This is a genomic window from Streptomyces ardesiacus (assembly GCF_003112575.1).
Taxonomy (GTDB): domain Bacteria; phylum Actinomycetota; class Actinomycetes; order Streptomycetales; family Streptomycetaceae; genus Streptomyces; species Streptomyces ardesiacus.
This window is the reverse complement of record NZ_BEWC01000005.1, coordinates 207,127-221,827: the sequence shown is the minus strand read 5'-3', so window position 1 is coordinate 221,827 and position 14,701 is coordinate 207,127. Positions and strand designations below refer to the sequence as shown.

The window sequence follows — 14,701 nt, the reverse complement described above, 5'->3', positions numbered from 1 at the left end:
AATCGGCGTCCTGTCTGCGGTCGGGAGCTTTCCACGACAGGTTGTCGACGCCCGCGGGCGCTCCGTTACGGAACCGTGGACGAAGCCCGCGCCGCGGGCGCCCGGCCCCGCACTATCCTCGCCCTGTTGCTCACGTTCGGGGGGAAGGCGGCGCCGCATGCGGAAACTCGGGGGCGGGGACCCGCAGCGCATCGGGGCCTATCGGCTGCTGGGGCGGCTGGGGGCGGGCGGCATGGGCCACGTCTACCTGGCCCGCTCGGACCGCGGGCGCACCGTCGCCGTGAAGCTGGTGCGCGAGGAACTGGCCGCGCTGGAGGAGTTCCGCGAGCGCTTCCGGCAGGAGGTCGAGTCCGCCCGGCGGGTCGGCGGGTACTGGACGGCGCCCGTACTGGACGCGGACACCGAGGCCGCGGTGCCGTGGGTCGCGACCGGGTACGTCGCGGGGCCGAGCCTCCAGCAGGTCGTCGGGCACGACCACGGCGCGCTGCCGGAGCGGTCGGTGCGCACGCTGGCGGCCGGTCTCGCCCACGCCCTCCAGGACATCCACGCCGCCGGGATCGTCCACCGGGACCTCAAGCCCTCCAACGTCCTGGTCACCATCGACGGCCCCCGCGTCATCGACTTCGGCATCGCGCGCGCCCTGGAGACGGTGACCGACGGCGGTGTCACCCGCACCGGCGCGCTCGTGGGCTCGCCGGGCTTCATGGCGCCCGAGCAGGTGCGGGGCGACCGCGTCACGCCCGCGTGCGACGTCTTCTGCCTCGGCTCGGTCCTCACCTACGCCGCCACGGGCAAGCTGCCCTTCGGTACGGCGACCAGCGGCGTGCACGCGCTGATGTTCCGCATCGCGCAGGAGGAGCCCGACCTGGAGGGCGTGCCCGAGGGCATCGCCGACCTGGTCCGCGACTGCCTGCGGAAGGACCCCGCCGCGCGGCCGGGCCTCGCCGAACTCCTGGAGCGCACCGGCGCGCAGGACACGGTCACCCACGGCCGCTCCCGCGACCCGTGGCTGCCCGGCGCCCTGGTGGCCCAGCTCGGCCGCCACGCGGTCCGCCTCCTCGACACGGAGAACCCCGAAGCTCCTGAGCCCGACGACGCCCCCGGGGCACCGGGAGGCGCTGGGCTGCCGGGGGCCGCCGGGGCGGGGGGTGCGGTGCCGGGTGCGGGAGTGCCCGGCGGGGTGGCATCCGGTGGTGCGGGGTTCGGTGGTGCGGTGCCGGGTGGCGGGGCATCCGGTGGTGCGGGGTTCGGTGGTGCGGTGCCGGGTGGCGGGGCATCCGGTGGTGCGGGGTTCGGTGGTGCGGTGCCGGGTGGCGGGGCATCCGGTGGTGCGGGGTTCGGTGGTGCGGTGCCGGGTGGCGGGGCACCCGGTGGTGCGGGGTTCGGCGGTGGAGTGCCCGGTGGCGTGGGTGCCGGCGGTGCGGTGCCCGGCAGTGCCGGGACCGGTGGTGGGGTGGCCCATGGCGTCGGCCCCCGTGACGCGGGCCCCGGGGACGGGGGTGCCGTTCCCGGGGACGGTCCGGTGCCGGGGGGTCCGCCGCCGCGGGAGCCCGGGAGCGGTGGTGCCCCGCTGGACCACCTCCCCACCCTGGTCGCCGGCCAGAGCCCGCCGGTGCCCCCGTCGGCCGCCCACGCCCACGCGTCCGTCCCGGGGCCGGACGCGGCGTACTCCGGGTATCAGCACCCGTACGGCGGGAGTCTCGGTCCGACCCCGCCCCAGGGGCCGCCGCAGCCGTACGGCCCGTACGAACCGCCGCGCAGCGCCCGTTCCACCGTGCTGCTGATCGTCGTCGCCCTGGTGGTCGCGCTGGGCGCGGGCGGCGCGGTCTACGCCCTGATGAGCGGCGACGGCGACCACCGCGCGGGCGGCGACCCCACCCCCGGACAGACCACCGGCGCACCCGAGGACCCCGGCTCGGGCTCACCCGGCCCGTCGGCCGGTTCGACCGCTGCGGCCGACGAGGGCACGGTCCCGGCCGCGTACGTGGGCGAGTGGGCGGCCTCCATCGACAACGCCTCGGGTACGCACCCCCGGAGCCTGACCATCGCCCGGGGCGGGGTCGGCGACACGGTGATGACCCTCGTGGCGGACGGACCGACGGCCACCGGCACCTACCACTGCGTCTTCGACGCCTCCCTCGCCGCCGAGCCGGGCGCCGGCGGCCCGCTGCGGCTCGGCCCGTCCGAGGTCAGGACGGGGCCGCCCGCGAGCTGTGCCCCGGGCGGGTCCTCCACGGTCACCCTGCTGCCGGACGGCAGCCTCCAGCGCACCAACGACGACACGGGAGAGTCCCTCGTCTACACCCGCCGGTGAACACCCGCCGGTGAGGGACGCGCACCCGCCGCCGGGAGGTCACCGGGGCTCCGGCGGGCGCTGGCGGGGCATGTTCGGACGGGTGCCGTTCTGCGGCGGGACGGTGAACCGCCCGGTGCCCGGACCCCCGCCCTCCGCACGGGGCCCGTCGGCCGCCGCCGCGCCGTGCGGGCCCAGGGGCGCCGGTCCCGTCCGGAAGCTCAGCATCCAGTCGGCCGTCTCCGCCCGCACCAGCTCCGTCACGTCCTCGGAGAACCGCCGCAGCACCAGCAGGCACCGCTCCGCGGCCTCGCTCGCCGTCCCCTCGGCCGGACCCAGCACCTCCCGCACGCTCTCCGACGCCCAGTCGAACTGCAGCGTCTGCAGCCGGCGCTGCACCGCCTGCGCCGTGGCCACGTCCCGCATCCAGCCGGACGTGACCCCGAAGTACCGGTCACCGGCCACGCACGCCACCGCCCACAGCAGCGCCAGATACCCCCAGCGCGCGACCCCGCCCAGCGCCCCGGACAGGTCGAGCAGCGGCAGCGCCGCCCCGGCGACGGCACCCACCGCGGCCCCGCCCCGCAGCAGCACGGCTCCGCGCCGCTTCCACACCCGGTCCGCGAGATACCAGGCCGCCGTGTCCAGCGCGCCCCGCTCCACCCACCGGTACAGCTCGTCCAGCCGCTCGGCGGGCAGGGCCCAGTCCCCGAGGGGAAACGCCCGCCCGGTCAGGTCGCCCGGCCGCATTCCGGCCGCCCCCTCGCCGTTCCGCCCGCGCTGCGGCGGCCCCTCGGGCTGCATCTCCGGCTGACCCACCCGGCACTCCCTACTGCTCGCCACTGCTCGCCGTACCGCTCGCCGTCCACGCGGACTCATACGCCGGACCCCTGCGCCGCAACCCTTCCTACCGCCCAACGGGTGGCGAAGGGCCGGGTTCCGCCGCTTTTCCGCCCGGAAGAGGGCGTTGATCAGGTATAGGGCCACGGCGTTATCACTCGAAAGAGTGCTGGGGCGAGGGCCGCCCGGACCACGTAGGCTCGTGCCGAACGGCAAAACCGTCGTGACCGGACGTGATGGGAGCTGAACGTGATCCCCGGTGGTGGCCAGCCCAACATGCAGCAGTTGCTGCAGCAGGCCCAGAAGATGCAGCAGGACCTGGCGAAGGCCCAGGAGGAACTGGCCCGGACCGAGGTCGACGGCCAGGCGGGCGGCGGCCTGGTGAAGGCCACGGTCACCGGCTCCGGCGAGCTGCGCGGCCTCGTGATCGACCCGAAGGCGGTGGACCCCGAGGACACCGAGACCCTCGCCGACCTGGTCGTCGCCGCCGTCCAGGCGGCCAACGAGAACGCGCAGAACCTCCAGCAGCAGAAGCTCGGCCCGCTCGCCCAGGGTCTGGGCGGCGGCAGCGGCATCCCCGGCCTGCCGTTCTGAGCCGGGCGGAACCGGCCCTTTCCCGGTTCGCCTTCCTCAGACCGCCCGAAGCCATCTACCGTACGTAGTGCACGAACCTCAGGAAGGACGGCAGTCCGTTGTACGAAGGCGTGGTCCAGGACCTCATCGACGAACTCGGGCGGCTGCCCGGCGTCGGTCCCAAGAGCGCGCAGCGGATCGCCTTCCACGTCCTGCAGGCCGAGCCGGCCGACGTACGGCGGCTCGCCCAGGCCCTCATGGAAGTGAAGGCCAAGGTCCGCTTCTGCGCGACCTGCGGGAACGTCGCGCAGGAGGAGCAGTGCGCCATCTGCCGCGACACCCGGCGCGACCCTTCCGTCATCTGCGTGGTGGAGGAGCCGAAGGACGTCGTCGCCATCGAGCGCACCCGCGAGTTCCGCGGGCGCTACCACGTGCTCGGGGGCGCGATCAGCCCGATCGACGGGGTCGGCCCCGACGACCTCCGCATCCGTGAGCTGCTGGCCCGCCTGGCGGACGGCACCGTCACGGAGCTGATCCTGGCCACGGACCCGAATCTGGAGGGCGAGGCCACGGCCACGTACCTCGCCCGCATGATCAAGCCCATGGGCCTCAAGGTCACCCGCCTGGCCAGCGGCCTCCCGGTGGGCGGCGACCTGGAGTACGCGGACGAGGTGACCCTCGGCCGTGCCTTCGAGGGGAGACGACTCCTAGATGTCTGACGCCACGCTGCACGCGACCGACCAGAACCCGGACGACTTCGCGGTCCAGATCGCCGACCAGATCGAGAGCTTCCTGGTCGCCGTCACCGAGGTGGCGAAGGGCGACGAGCCCGACTCGGCCGTCCCCTTCCTCCTCCTGGAGGTCTCCCAGCTCATGCTGGCCGGGGGCCGCCTGGGCGCCCACGAGGACATCGTCCCCGACGAGCGCTACGAGCCCGACCCCGGCCCGGAGCAGGACGTGGACCAGCTCCGCGAGAACCTGGCCCGCATCCTCGACCCGATCGACGTCTACTCCGAGGTCTTCGACCCCTACGAGCCGCGCAGGGCCCCGGTCCCGGCCCGTATCTCCGACGACCTCACCGACGTCATCACCGACCTGCGCCACGGCATGGTCCACTACAAGGCCGGCCGCACCACGGAGGCGCTGTGGTGGTGGCAGTTCTCCTACTTCTCCAACTGGGGCTCCACCGCCTCCGCGACCCTGCGCGCCCTCCAGTCGGTCGTCGCCCACGTCCGCCTGAACCAGCCCCTGGAGGAGCTGGACGGCCTCGACACCGACCAGGACCTCGGCGACGACGCCCTGGAGACGGAGGCCGGTCACGTCATGGTGCGGGAGATCGCGGGCCCGCTGGGGCTGCGCCCGGTCACGTGACGCGGTCCGTCCGGCGGGCTCACCGCGCTCCGCGCAGGGCCCCGGCCCCCCCGCCCGTAGCGGACCCGCTCCTTCTCGCCCCGCCGCGCATCATGCCAGCGCGGCCCGCAGCCGCACCGGGCACACGTACGGCGCGGTGACCGTCGGCACGCTGTACCAGCGCAGCGGCCAGGTGTTTCCCTCCAGCGCCGGGACGCCGACGTAGGTGACGGTGCGCGTCCCCCGCCCGCCCCCGAGCCGCTGCACGCCCAGCGGCCACTCCCGCGCCGCCACCTCCCCGGGCGCCAGCAGGAAGTACACCCACCGTCCCCCGCTCCCCTCGCACACGATGGGCCCCGCGTCGTCGTCCGTGGCCTCGACGAGCCAGTCGGCGACCAGTTCGCCACGGATGCCGTCGACCCGTACGGCGTCGAAGTGCACGCCGGCGAGGCGCAGTTGGTGCCCGGCGGCCGGGACCCAGGAAGGGCGGTGCGGTGTTTCCGTCATGGTCACACGGTGCCGTCCGAGCGGCTACGCTCGGTAGCGACTGAGGGGATACACGCCGGGGTGTATCGGTCGGAGGTGTGCACTGTGTCCCAACCACCCGTCGCCTGGCGCTACAGCGGCAACCAGATGAAACGCTGGCGCACCAGGGCCAACGTGACCAGGGAGCAACTGGCCGAGGCGGCCAACTACTCCCCGGACACGATCAAGTCGATGGAGCAGGGCGTACGGATGCCCACGGCGCGCGTTCTGGATGTCGCCGACGAGTTGTGCCGGGCGCAAGGGTTGCTCAGTGCCGCCAAGGACTATCTCCAGCGGGAGAAGTTCCCGGCGCGGGCGCAGGACTTCATGGAGCGAGAGAGGGAGGCGATTGGCCTCGGGTGGTACGAGGTCACGCTCGTTCCCGGGCTGTTGCAGACGGAGGGCTACGCGCGGACGCTGATCGAGAATCGGCACCCGCCGTTGGAACAAAGCACAGTGGACGACCGTGTTGCCGCGCGCATGGAGCGGCAGGCCATTCTCACTGGACGGCGGCCCCCGGTGTCCTTGAGTTTCGTGCTGTACGAGGCGGTTCTGCGCAACCCCATGGTGGATGCTGAGCAGTTGAACCGACTTCTGGAGGCGTCGGTGCCCAGGAATGTCGTTCTGCAGGTGTTGCCGTTCGAGCGGGTCATCAGCGACGCGATCATGGGGCCGATGGTGCTGCTGGAATCCCAAGACCATGAGCGCTTCGCCTTTACTGAAGGCCCTTTCGCGAGTGAACTCTCAGCCGACCCAGGGGTTGTCAGCCGCGTGTCGGAGCGGCTTAGCATGATCCGCGCGCAGGCCCTCAGCCCCGCTGAGTCGGCCCGCTTCATCGAGGAGATGGTGGATCGTCGTGAGTGACCAGCCGACGTGGATCAGGTCCAGCTACAGCGACAACGAAGGCGGAGCCTGTGTAGAGGTGGCCTTCGCCCCCGCCATCCACATCCGCGACTCCAAGACCGCCCCGGCCGGCCCCGAACTCCGCCTCTCCGCCCCGGCCTGGTCGGCGTTCATCGCCGCAGTGCGGCCCGGGGCCTGAGCCCCGGGCTTCTCCGCGGTCAGGAAACGGCCGTGTGGTCCGGGTACGTGTCGAGGACGGCGTCGGCCTTCCGGCCGGCGAAGGGCGCGCGCCAGTCGCCGGTGCCGGGGTAGTAGTACGTGTACTCGGGGCCGTAGGCGTACAGGTCGGGGCGTCCGTCGTGGTTGGCGTCACCGATGCCGACGAGATGCTGGTAGGTGTTCCAGCCGCCGCCGATCCGCGTGCGGGGCGCGAAGGTGCCGTCGCCCTTGCCGAGGTAGAGCCACAGGACGCCCGCCTTGTCGCGGGCGACCAGGTCACCCGTGGCGGCGCCGCCGATGTCGCCCGTGGCGGTCAGGTCGTTGTAGACGCCCCAGCCGCCGCCGACCCGGGTGCGGGCGGCGAAGGGGGCCCGCCAGTCGCCGGTGCCCTTGTAGAGCCACAGGACGCCGCTCTTGTCGGTGGCCAGGAGGTCGGCCCGCCCGTCGTTGGTGAGGTCGCTGCCCGCGGTGATCTTGTCGTAGGTGTTCCAGCCGCCGCCGATGCGGCTGCGGGTGGCGAAGGTGCCGTCGCCCTTGCTCAGGTAGAGCCAGAGGACGCCGGTCTTGTCGCGGGCGACCAGGTCCCCGTGGGCGGCGCCGCCGAGGTTGCCGGCCGCCTCGATGCGGTCGTAGGCGTTCCAGCCGCCGCCGACGAGTGTGCGTTCCGAGGCCCGGGTCAGTTGGCCGTCCAGCGGGAGGAAGTGCGAGTCGGTGAGCCACAGGCGGCCCGACGGGTCGCGGGCCAGGAGGTCCGGGCTGCCGTTGTCCGTGTAGTCGTGCGGCGCGGCCTCGCGGGCGGCCTTGAAGGAGCCGGAGGCGGTCAGGGCCGGGCCGATGCCGTTGCGCGGGAGGGCCGAGATCTCCCACGTGTAGTCGCCGTTGGGCGCGTCGGCCGTCCCGTGCTCGACGTCGCCCCGCCAGTCGAAGGTGAAGTCCGTCGGCTCGGGCCCGTAGAAGACCGCCTGCGCGGTCTTCCCGGTGTTCTTGTGGCGCAGCGTCACCCGCAGTTCCGCGTTGTCCCGCGACAGCGTCCAGCGCAGCTTGACCCGGCCGCCGTCGCGGTCGAGGTCGATCACCGGGGGGACGTTGTGGCCGACGAGCGTGAGCTTGGTCGGTTCGCCGGTGCTCGCGACCATGGCCGCGACCGGGGTGCCGTCGGCATCGGAGGTGATGCGGTAGAGGCCCTCGCCCTGGGCGACGGTGCCGCCGCGCACGTGGAGGACGCCGTCGGGGGAGGTCGCGGCGGAGGTGAGGTGGTCCAGCAGCCTCGTGGTGGCCCCGGTCTTCAGGTCGCGGGCGGTCAGCGGGTGCAGGGAGCTCGTGTAGGGGTCGGTGAGCCCGCCGGGGTCGCCGTAGACCAGGTGGTCGCCCTGGAGGCCCACCTCGATGTCGCGGACCGTCGCTCCGCGCACGAGGGCGACGGTCTGGTCCTCGCCCGTGGCGCGCGTGCGGACCACGATGCGGGGCCCTTCCGAGCGGTATTCGACCCACGCGACGTACTCCGTGGAGACGGCGATGTCGCCGTTGCCCGAAGACTCGTCCCGCAGGCCGGTCTCCGTCACGGCGCCGGTGGCCAGGTCGATCAGCCCCCAGTACTTCTTGCCGCCGCTGGTGTACGTGACCAGGCCGTGCGTCGGCGTGCCCGCCGAGACCCTGAGGATCCCCGCGTCGGCCGGGAGGCCGGTGACCGGGACCCGCCCGCCGTCCTTGGTGTGCATGACCAGGACGGTCTCCGCGGGAGTGCTCCGGTCCGTGACGAACAGGGCCCGGCCCGCCGCTCCCGCGTAGTCGAGCCCGGCGGTGGGCAGGAGGGAGACCTCGAAGACCTTGTGTCCGGTGGCCAGGTCCCGCATTTCGGCCGTGTCGCGCCGGGGGAGTACGGCCGCGAGGTCGCCGTATCCGGTGGCCTGCAGGGCGGGACCGTCCGCCAGATCGGTCACCGCGCCGTCCGAGGCCCGGACCCAGGCACGGTCGTTCTTCATGTTGTCCCAGGTCAGGTACCCGGAGGCGGTCGCCGCCACGATCTTGTGGCCGACGGGGAAGGCGGGTGCGGCGGTCACGGCCGCCGGGCGGGCCGGCGGAGCCGCCGCGGCCGGAAGCGCCGGAAGCCCGGCGCCGACGGCGGTGGCGAGAACGACGGAAGCGGCGACGGCGAGTCGTCCGCGCCACGGGCGTGCGTGAGACAAGGCGGTGATCCTCCTCGGACGTGGCGCACCGCGCGCCACAGCCCTCAGACTCACCACCGGGCCCAAGGGTTGCACGTTCAACCAAGTCGCCTTTCCCCGTGGCGGGAAGGCACTTGTGAACGTGTGACACACCGCACTTTCCCGAGTGACCCGCCTCCCCCTGGGCATGAGCCAGCCTGAGCGAGTACCCGGGTCTCACCATGCGATACCGCAGGGGGGAAATCCGGACGCTCGGTAAAATGAGCCGACCGCAGTACATATACGTACGTGCGGAAAGAGACGGATTGAGCGAGGAGCGCACGTGGGCCTTGTCGTGCAGAAGTACGGAGGCTCCTCCGTAGCCGATGCCGAAGGCATCAAGCGCGTCGCCAAGCGGATCGTGGAAGCGAAGAAGAACGGCAACCAGGTGGTCGCCGTCGTTTCCGCGATGGGCGACACGACGGACGAGCTGATCGATCTCGCCGAGCAGGTTTCCCCCATCCCTGCCGGACGTGAACTCGACATGCTGCTGACCGCCGGAGAGCGTATCTCCATGGCGCTGCTGGCCATGGCGATCAAAAACCTGGGCCACGAGGCCCAGTCGTTCACCGGCAGCCAGGCCGGAGTCATCACCGACTCGGTCCACAACAAGGCCCGGATCATCGACGTCACGCCGGGGCGCATCCGCACCTCGGTGGACGAGGGCAACGTCGCCATCGTGGCCGGCTTCCAGGGCGTCAGCCAGGACAGCAAGGACATCACCACGCTGGGCCGCGGCGGCTCCGACACCACGGCCGTCGCCCTCGCCGCCGCGCTCGACGCGGACGTCTGCGAGATCTACACCGACGTCGACGGCGTGTTCACCGCCGACCCGCGCGTGGTGCCGAAGGCGAAGAAGATCGACTGGATCTCCTTCGAGGACATGCTGGAGCTCGCTGCCTCCGGCTCCAAGGTGCTGCTCCACCGTTGCGTGGAGTACGCCCGCCGGTACAACATCCCGATCCACGTGCGGTCCAGCTTCAGCGGACTGCAGGGCACGTGGGTCAGCAGCGAGCCGATCAAGCAAGGGGAAAAGCACGTGGAGCAGGCCCTCATCTCCGGAGTCGCGCACGACACCTCCGAGGCCAAGGTCACGGTTGTCGGGGTGCCCGACAAGCCGGGCGAGGCGGCCGCGATCTTCCGCGCCATCGCCGACGCCCAGGTCAACATCGACATGGTCGTGCAGAACGTGTCCGCCGCCTCCACGGGCCTGACGGACATCTCGTTCACGCTGCCCAAGAGCGAGGGCCGCAAGGCCATCGACGCGCTGGAGCGCAACCGTCCGGGCATCGGCTTCGACTCGCTGCGCTACGACGACCAGATCGGCAAGATCTCGCTGGTCGGCGCGGGCATGAAGAGCAACCCCGGTGTCACCGCCGACTTCTTCACCGCGCTCTCCGACGCCGGGGTGAACATCGAGCTGATCTCGACCTCCGAGATCCGCATCTCGGTCGTCACCCGCAAGGACGACGTGAACGAGGCCGTGCGCGCCGTGCACACCGCCTTCGGGCTCGATTCCGACAGTGACGAGGCCGTCGTCTACGGAGGCACCGGACGCTGATGTCCGGCACGCAGGACCGTGGCCGGGACGGCCGTACCGGCAGGCCCACGCTCGCCGTCGTGGGCGCCACCGGTGCCGTCGGCTCGGTCATGCTCCAGATCCTGTCCCAGCACGCGGACGTCTGGGGCGACATCCGCCTGATCGCCTCCCCGCGCTCGGCCGGCCGCAAGCTGGCCGTGCGCGGGGAGGAGGCCGAGGTCGTCGCACTGTCCGAAGAGGCCTTCGACGGCGTCGACGTCGCGATGTTCGACGTGCCCGACGAGGTCGCCGCCCAGTGGGCGCCCCTCGCCGCCGCCAAGGGCGCGGTGGTCGTCGACAACTCGGGCGCGTTCCGGATGGACCCGGACGTGCCGCTCGTCGTGCCCGAGGTCAATCCGCACGCGGTGCGGATGCGGCCGCGCGGGATCGTCGCCAACCCGAACTGCACGACGCTGTCCATGATCGTGGCGCTGGGCGCGCTGCACGCCGAGTTCGGGCTGCGCGAGCTGGTCGTCTCCTCGTACCAGGCGGTCAGCGGGGCCGGGCGGGACGGCGTGGAGACGCTGCGCCGGCAGATGTCGCTGGTGGCCGGGACCGAGCTGGGGACCCACCCCGGCGACCTGCGGCGGGCCGTCGGCGACGACACCGGGCCGTTCCCGGAGCCGGTCGCGCTGAACGTCGTACCGTGGGCCGGGTCCCTGCGGGAGGACGGCTGGTCCTCGGAGGAGATGAAGGTGCGGGACGAGTCCCGCAAGATCCTCGGGCTGCCGCACCTGCCGGTCGCCGTGACCTGCGTACGGGTCCCCGTCGTGACCACGCACTCCCTGACCGTGCACGCCCGCTTCGAGGGTGACGTCAGCGTCGAGGGCGCCCGGGAGATCCTGGCCACCGCGCCCGGCGTCGTGCTGTTCGACGACCCGGCCGCGGGGGAGTTCCCCACGCCCGCCGACGTGGTCGGCACCGACCCGACCTGGGTGGGCCGGGTGCGCCGGGCCCTGGACGACCCGACCGCGCTCGAACTCTTCGTCTGCGGGGACAACCTGCGCAAGGGCGCCGCGCTGAACACCGCTCAGATCGCGGAACTGGTGGCGGCCGAGTTCGCCTGACCGACGGTCACCTATGGATCGTTGGGGCAAAAGCCCTGGCCGTTGTGGGTTTCGTTTGTAGGATCCCTGGACGAGATGTGATCCGGAAGTTGGTCCGGACTACTTGTACCCGGCACCCGTGCCGTCAGAGGATTTCCTCCCCGCCCTCCGCAACCGCGCGAGCGGCGGGGAGCGTCTTTGCGGTCGCCCCTTCGGGGCGCGGGGGCGCGTGGTCCGGCGTGGGGACGCCGGGGACGGGCGTGGGGACGCCCGTTCACACGGGACATAGGGGAAGAGCGGACGATGAGGGCCTATGACGCACCGTCAGGCGGGTGGCTGCCCGGGAGACTGTCCGGGCGGTGGACCGGCGCGCGCGGGAACGTGACGTCCGGCACGTACAACCCTCACGGGGGTGGACGTGTCCAACTGGCGTGGCAGAGGTTCTCGAATTCACCGCAGGGGTACGGGGAGCGGCGCTGCGCCCGCCCGTCCCGCCCGCCCGGCCCGTCCGTCCCCGTGTGGCCGGTCCGGCCGGTGGCATGCCGGTGATCGCGCCCATGCCCGCAGCGCGGCCGGCCCGCATGACGAACGAGCGCGACGGCGCCGAGGAGGTCGCGGCGGGCACCACCGTCGACCACCTCACCGAGACCTACCGGGCGCACTACCGCTCGCTGCTCGGCCTCGCCGCCCTCCTCCTCGACGACACCGCCTCCTGCGAGGACGTGGTCCAGGAGGCCTTCATCCGCGTCCACTCGGCGCGCAAACGCGTCCGGGACCCGGAGAAGACCTTGGCGTACCTGCGCCAGACGGTCGTCAACCTCTCCCGCTCGGCGCTGCGCCGCCGCATCCTCGGCCTCAAGCTCCTGTCCAAGCCGATGCCGGACATGGCGAGCGCGGAGGAGGGCGCCTACGACCAGTTGGAACGGGACTCCCTGATCAAGGCGATGAAGGGACTGCAGCGCCGGCAGCGCGAGGTCCTGGTCCTGCGCTACTTCGCCGACATGACGGAGGCCCAGGTCGCCGAGACGCTCGGCATATCCCTGGGCTCGGTCAAGGCGTACGGCTCGCGCGGGATCGCGGCGCTCAGGGTGGCCATGGAGGCACCGGCATGAGCGACGGCAACGACGCACGCCCGGACGGCCACGAGGGACACGATGCCGCCGGGGGACACGAAGCCCCCCAGGGGCACGACGCGCCCGCCGGTCCGGACGGGCGGGAGCAGCAGGAACAGACACACGCTGGGAACGGAACTGTGAACCACGGCCCCGCCGAGCAGGACCCCCACGCCGGGGGACCCGACGGGCCGGCCACCGACGAGGCCGCCGCCCTGCGCGCGATGATGCGGCGGGCGGTCGGCGAGATCGAGCCGAGCGAGGGCACCCTGGAGCACCTGCGGCGTGCCGTGCCCGCCCGGCGGGCCCGCAGGCGCCAGGCCGCCGTCGGCGCGGCCGCCGCCGTCCTCTTCCTCGGCACGGCGGTCCCGGCCCTCGTGCACGTCTCCCGCTCCACCGGCGCGGGAGCCGACCCGTCCGTCGCCGGCAACGCCTCTCAGGCCCAGGGCGGCGCCTCCCAGGGCAAGGACCCGGCCGGCGGCCAGAGCGGCGTCGCCGGTTCCGGCAACGCCCCGGAGGGCAAGGACAAGGCCGGTCCCAAGGAGACGCCGGGCGGCGAGAAGAGCGGCGCCGCGACGGGCTCGTCCCCCACGGACGTCCCCAGCGCCAGCAGCCCCGCCGACGTGCCCGCCTGCGCGCCGGGCTCGCTCGACCCGGCCGTCGCCGGCAGCGCGGCCCCCGACTCCACGGGCGTGGTCTACGGCTCCTTCCGGGTCACCAACGTCTCCTCGGGCGCCTGTACGGTCACGGGCCCGGGCAGCGTGGTCACCGCCTCGCTGGGCGCCGCGGACGCCGGCCGGGTCGGCACCGCCCGGCACGCCGCCGGGGACGCCGCGGCCGGGCTGCCCGACCCGTCGCTGGAGGCGCCCTCGCTGACCCTGGCCGCGGGCGCCGCGTACGAGGTGCGGTTCGCTTGGGTGCCCTCGGAGACCTGTCCCACGACCGGCGGGCCCACGGGCGGCGGCACCGGCGGACCCACGCCCGCCCCTTCGCCCACCGACGACACGGCCGCTTCGGGCGGCGGCGCCGCGGGGGGCGGCGGCGAGGCGGGGCCCGCGCCCCAGCTGGTCACCGCGGACGGCCCGGCCGAGGGAAGCGTGTCGGTGACGTACACCCCCGAGGGCGGCTCCGGTTCCGCGACGGCCACGGTGTCCAACGCGTGTACCGGGACCGTGTACTGGACGGGGCTGCTGGCGGACTCGGTGGCCTAGCCCCGGGGGTCAGGAGACGAGACCTGCCTTGGCCCCGTCGGCCTTGTCCCCGCTCCCGCCGTTCTCCCCGTTCTGCCCGTTCTGCCCGTTCTCCCCGTCCCGCCGCTCGTCCGGCTGCTCGTCCTCGGGGGCCAGGCCCAGCTCCGCGTCGCGGGCGAGTTCGAGCTCGCGGCGCAGCAGCCGGAACCACATGAAGATCACGAAGCCGACGAAGGCGAACCACTCGGCGGTGTAGCCGAGGTTCTGGAAGGCCTTCAGGTCGAGGCCCGTGTTCTGGGGCGCGCTCACCGGTACGGCCCGCATCCCGGAGTCGCCCTCGTTCAGCGTGACCCACGCGTCGTACACGTCGTACGGCACCAGGTTCAGCAGGGTCGCCGCGCTGATCGAGCCGGTCTGCCCGTCGGGCCATCCCGAGCGCCCGCTGACGCCGTTGCTGCCGGGGGACTCGGCGGCCTGGAGCGATCCGGTGACGGTGACCTGGCCGGCGGGCGGGGCCGGGGCCCTGGCCGGGTCGGGCTCGCCGGGCAGCCAGCCGCGCACGACGGGCAGCGCCTCGCCGCCGTCGGTGCGCAGGAGGGTCAGGACGTAGAAGCCCGTGCGGTCGTCCAGCTTCCGCTCGGGGACCAGGAACTGATCGTCGTACCGGCCGGTGACGGTGGCCTGCTTGCCGACCGTCGCCTTGTCCACGGGCAGCAGCTCGGTCAGCGGGCGCGCCGCCTCCCGGCGGCCGGACTCCTGCTGGGTGGTGGCGGTCTCGTGGTCCTGCACCCGGTCCTCGAACCGGCCGAGCTGCCAGGAACCCATGAAGATGCAGAAGGGGATGGCCAGGACGACGAAGACGTTGATCCCCCACCATCGGGGCGTCAGCAGAAACCGGTACACGCCTACCACGGTACGGTGCGTGCC

Annotated in this window: 14 protein-coding genes; 10 read left to right on the top strand and 4 right to left on the bottom strand. The window is 73.1% G+C overall.

The genetic code is table 11. The features are described 5' to 3' along the window. Positions 1-157 precede the first annotated feature (157 nt). Positions 158-2,314 (top strand): serine/threonine-protein kinase, encoded by a 2,157-nt coding sequence (locus tag Sdi02f_RS17525; RefSeq protein ID WP_108933629.1) that lies wholly within the window; start codon positions 158-160, stop codon positions 2,312-2,314. A 39-nt stretch (positions 2,315-2,353) separates the two neighbouring features. Here Sdi02f_RS17525 and Sdi02f_RS17520 read toward each other — a convergent pair whose 3' ends face one another. Next, positions 2,354-3,112 carry an SLATT domain-containing protein gene (locus tag Sdi02f_RS17520; RefSeq protein WP_108933628.1) on the bottom strand — a complete coding sequence of 253 codons (759 nt, stop codon included), beginning with the start codon at positions 3,110-3,112 and terminating at the stop codon, positions 2,354-2,356. A 270-nt stretch (positions 3,113-3,382) separates the two neighbouring features. On the opposite strand from Sdi02f_RS17520, the gene Sdi02f_RS17515 reads away from it, so the two are divergent. The 3 genes from Sdi02f_RS17515 (at position 3,383) to Sdi02f_RS17505 (ending at position 5,077) form a co-directional block, all read left to right on the top strand. Beyond that, entirely contained in the window at positions 3,383-3,727 is a 345-nt protein-coding gene (locus tag Sdi02f_RS17515; RefSeq protein WP_063760631.1) for a YbaB/EbfC family nucleoid-associated protein, read from the top strand. Between the two features lie 98 nt (positions 3,728-3,825). After that, the gene (recR, locus tag Sdi02f_RS17510) at positions 3,826-4,425 is read left to right on the top strand and encodes a recombination mediator RecR (protein WP_030401382.1); all 600 of its coding nucleotides are present in this window, start codon (positions 3,826-3,828) and stop codon (positions 4,423-4,425) included. Then, the gene (locus tag Sdi02f_RS17505; RefSeq protein ID WP_030401381.1) at positions 4,418-5,077 is read left to right on the top strand and encodes a DUF5063 domain-containing protein; all 660 of its coding nucleotides are present in this window, start codon (positions 4,418-4,420) and stop codon (positions 5,075-5,077) included. Before recR ends, Sdi02f_RS17505 begins: the two co-directional genes overlap by 8 nt. A 90-nt stretch (positions 5,078-5,167) precedes the next feature. Here the strand turns inward: Sdi02f_RS17505 and Sdi02f_RS17500 are convergent, their stop codons facing one another. After that, positions 5,168-5,569: a hypothetical protein gene (locus Sdi02f_RS17500; RefSeq protein WP_030401380.1), complete on the bottom strand. Its 402-nt coding sequence runs from the start codon at positions 5,567-5,569 to the stop codon at positions 5,168-5,170. A 120-nt stretch (positions 5,570-5,689) separates the two neighbouring features. On the opposite strand from Sdi02f_RS17500, the gene Sdi02f_RS17495 reads away from it, so the two are divergent. Further along, on the top strand, positions 5,690-6,445 hold the full coding sequence (locus tag Sdi02f_RS17495; protein WP_037824850.1) for a helix-turn-helix domain-containing protein: 756 nt from the start codon (positions 5,690-5,692) through the stop codon (positions 6,443-6,445). Beyond that, positions 6,438-6,623 (top strand): DUF397 domain-containing protein, encoded by a 186-nt coding sequence (locus Sdi02f_RS17490; protein ID WP_030401378.1) that lies wholly within the window; start codon positions 6,438-6,440, stop codon positions 6,621-6,623. The genes Sdi02f_RS17495 and Sdi02f_RS17490 overlap by 8 nt, the downstream gene beginning before the upstream one ends. Positions 6,624-6,642: 19 nt before the next feature. Here the strand turns inward: Sdi02f_RS17490 and Sdi02f_RS17485 are convergent, their stop codons facing one another. Further along, on the bottom strand, positions 6,643-8,829 hold the full coding sequence (locus tag Sdi02f_RS17485) for an FG-GAP-like repeat-containing protein (RefSeq protein WP_108933627.1): 2,187 nt from the start codon (positions 8,827-8,829) through the stop codon (positions 6,643-6,645). A gap of 301 nt (positions 8,830-9,130) precedes the next feature. On the opposite strand from Sdi02f_RS17485, the gene Sdi02f_RS17480 reads away from it, so the two are divergent. The 4 genes from Sdi02f_RS17480 (at position 9,131) to Sdi02f_RS17465 (ending at position 13,795) form a co-directional block, all read left to right on the top strand. Beyond that, positions 9,131-10,408, top strand: coding sequence for an aspartate kinase (locus Sdi02f_RS17480; RefSeq protein WP_030401376.1), 1,278 nt, complete (start codon positions 9,131-9,133; stop codon positions 10,406-10,408). Beyond that, the gene (locus tag Sdi02f_RS17475) at positions 10,408-11,493 is read left to right on the top strand and encodes an aspartate-semialdehyde dehydrogenase (RefSeq protein WP_030401375.1); all 1,086 of its coding nucleotides are present in this window, start codon (positions 10,408-10,410) and stop codon (positions 11,491-11,493) included. Before Sdi02f_RS17480 ends, Sdi02f_RS17475 begins: the two co-directional genes overlap by 1 nt. Before the next feature lie 518 nt (positions 11,494-12,011). Further along, positions 12,012-12,584: a SigE family RNA polymerase sigma factor gene (locus tag Sdi02f_RS17470; protein ID WP_030401374.1), complete on the top strand. Its 573-nt coding sequence runs from the start codon at positions 12,012-12,014 to the stop codon at positions 12,582-12,584. Further along, positions 12,581-13,795 (top strand): hypothetical protein, encoded by a 1,215-nt coding sequence (locus tag Sdi02f_RS17465; RefSeq protein ID WP_234319743.1) that lies wholly within the window; start codon positions 12,581-12,583, stop codon positions 13,793-13,795. The genes Sdi02f_RS17470 and Sdi02f_RS17465 overlap by 4 nt, the downstream gene beginning before the upstream one ends. A gap of 9 nt (positions 13,796-13,804) precedes the next feature. Here Sdi02f_RS17465 and Sdi02f_RS17460 read toward each other — a convergent pair whose 3' ends face one another. Next, entirely contained in the window at positions 13,805-14,677 is an 873-nt protein-coding gene (locus Sdi02f_RS17460) for an SURF1 family protein (protein WP_174843366.1), read from the bottom strand. Between the last annotated feature and the right edge of the window lie 24 nt (positions 14,678-14,701).

Excerpts from the sequence above, each read along its gene's own strand:
- Sdi02f_RS17525 (WP_108933629.1), top strand. The coding sequence starts at position 158 with ATGCGGAAACTCGGGGGCGGGGACCCGCAGCGCATCGGGGCCTATCGG.
- Sdi02f_RS17505 (WP_030401381.1), top strand. The coding sequence starts at position 4,418 with ATGTCTGACGCCACGCTGCACGCGACCGACCAGAACCCGGACGACTTC.
- Sdi02f_RS17495 (WP_037824850.1), top strand. The coding sequence starts at position 5,690 with ATGAAACGCTGGCGCACCAGGGCCAACGTGACCAGGGAGCAACTGGCC.
- Sdi02f_RS17475 (WP_030401375.1), top strand. The coding sequence starts at position 10,408 with ATGTCCGGCACGCAGGACCGTGGCCGGGACGGCCGTACCGGCAGGCCC.
- Sdi02f_RS17470 (WP_030401374.1), top strand. The coding sequence starts at position 12,012 with ATGCCGGTGATCGCGCCCATGCCCGCAGCGCGGCCGGCCCGCATGACG.
- Sdi02f_RS17465 (WP_234319743.1), top strand. The coding sequence starts at position 12,581 with ATGAGCGACGGCAACGACGCACGCCCGGACGGCCACGAGGGACACGAT.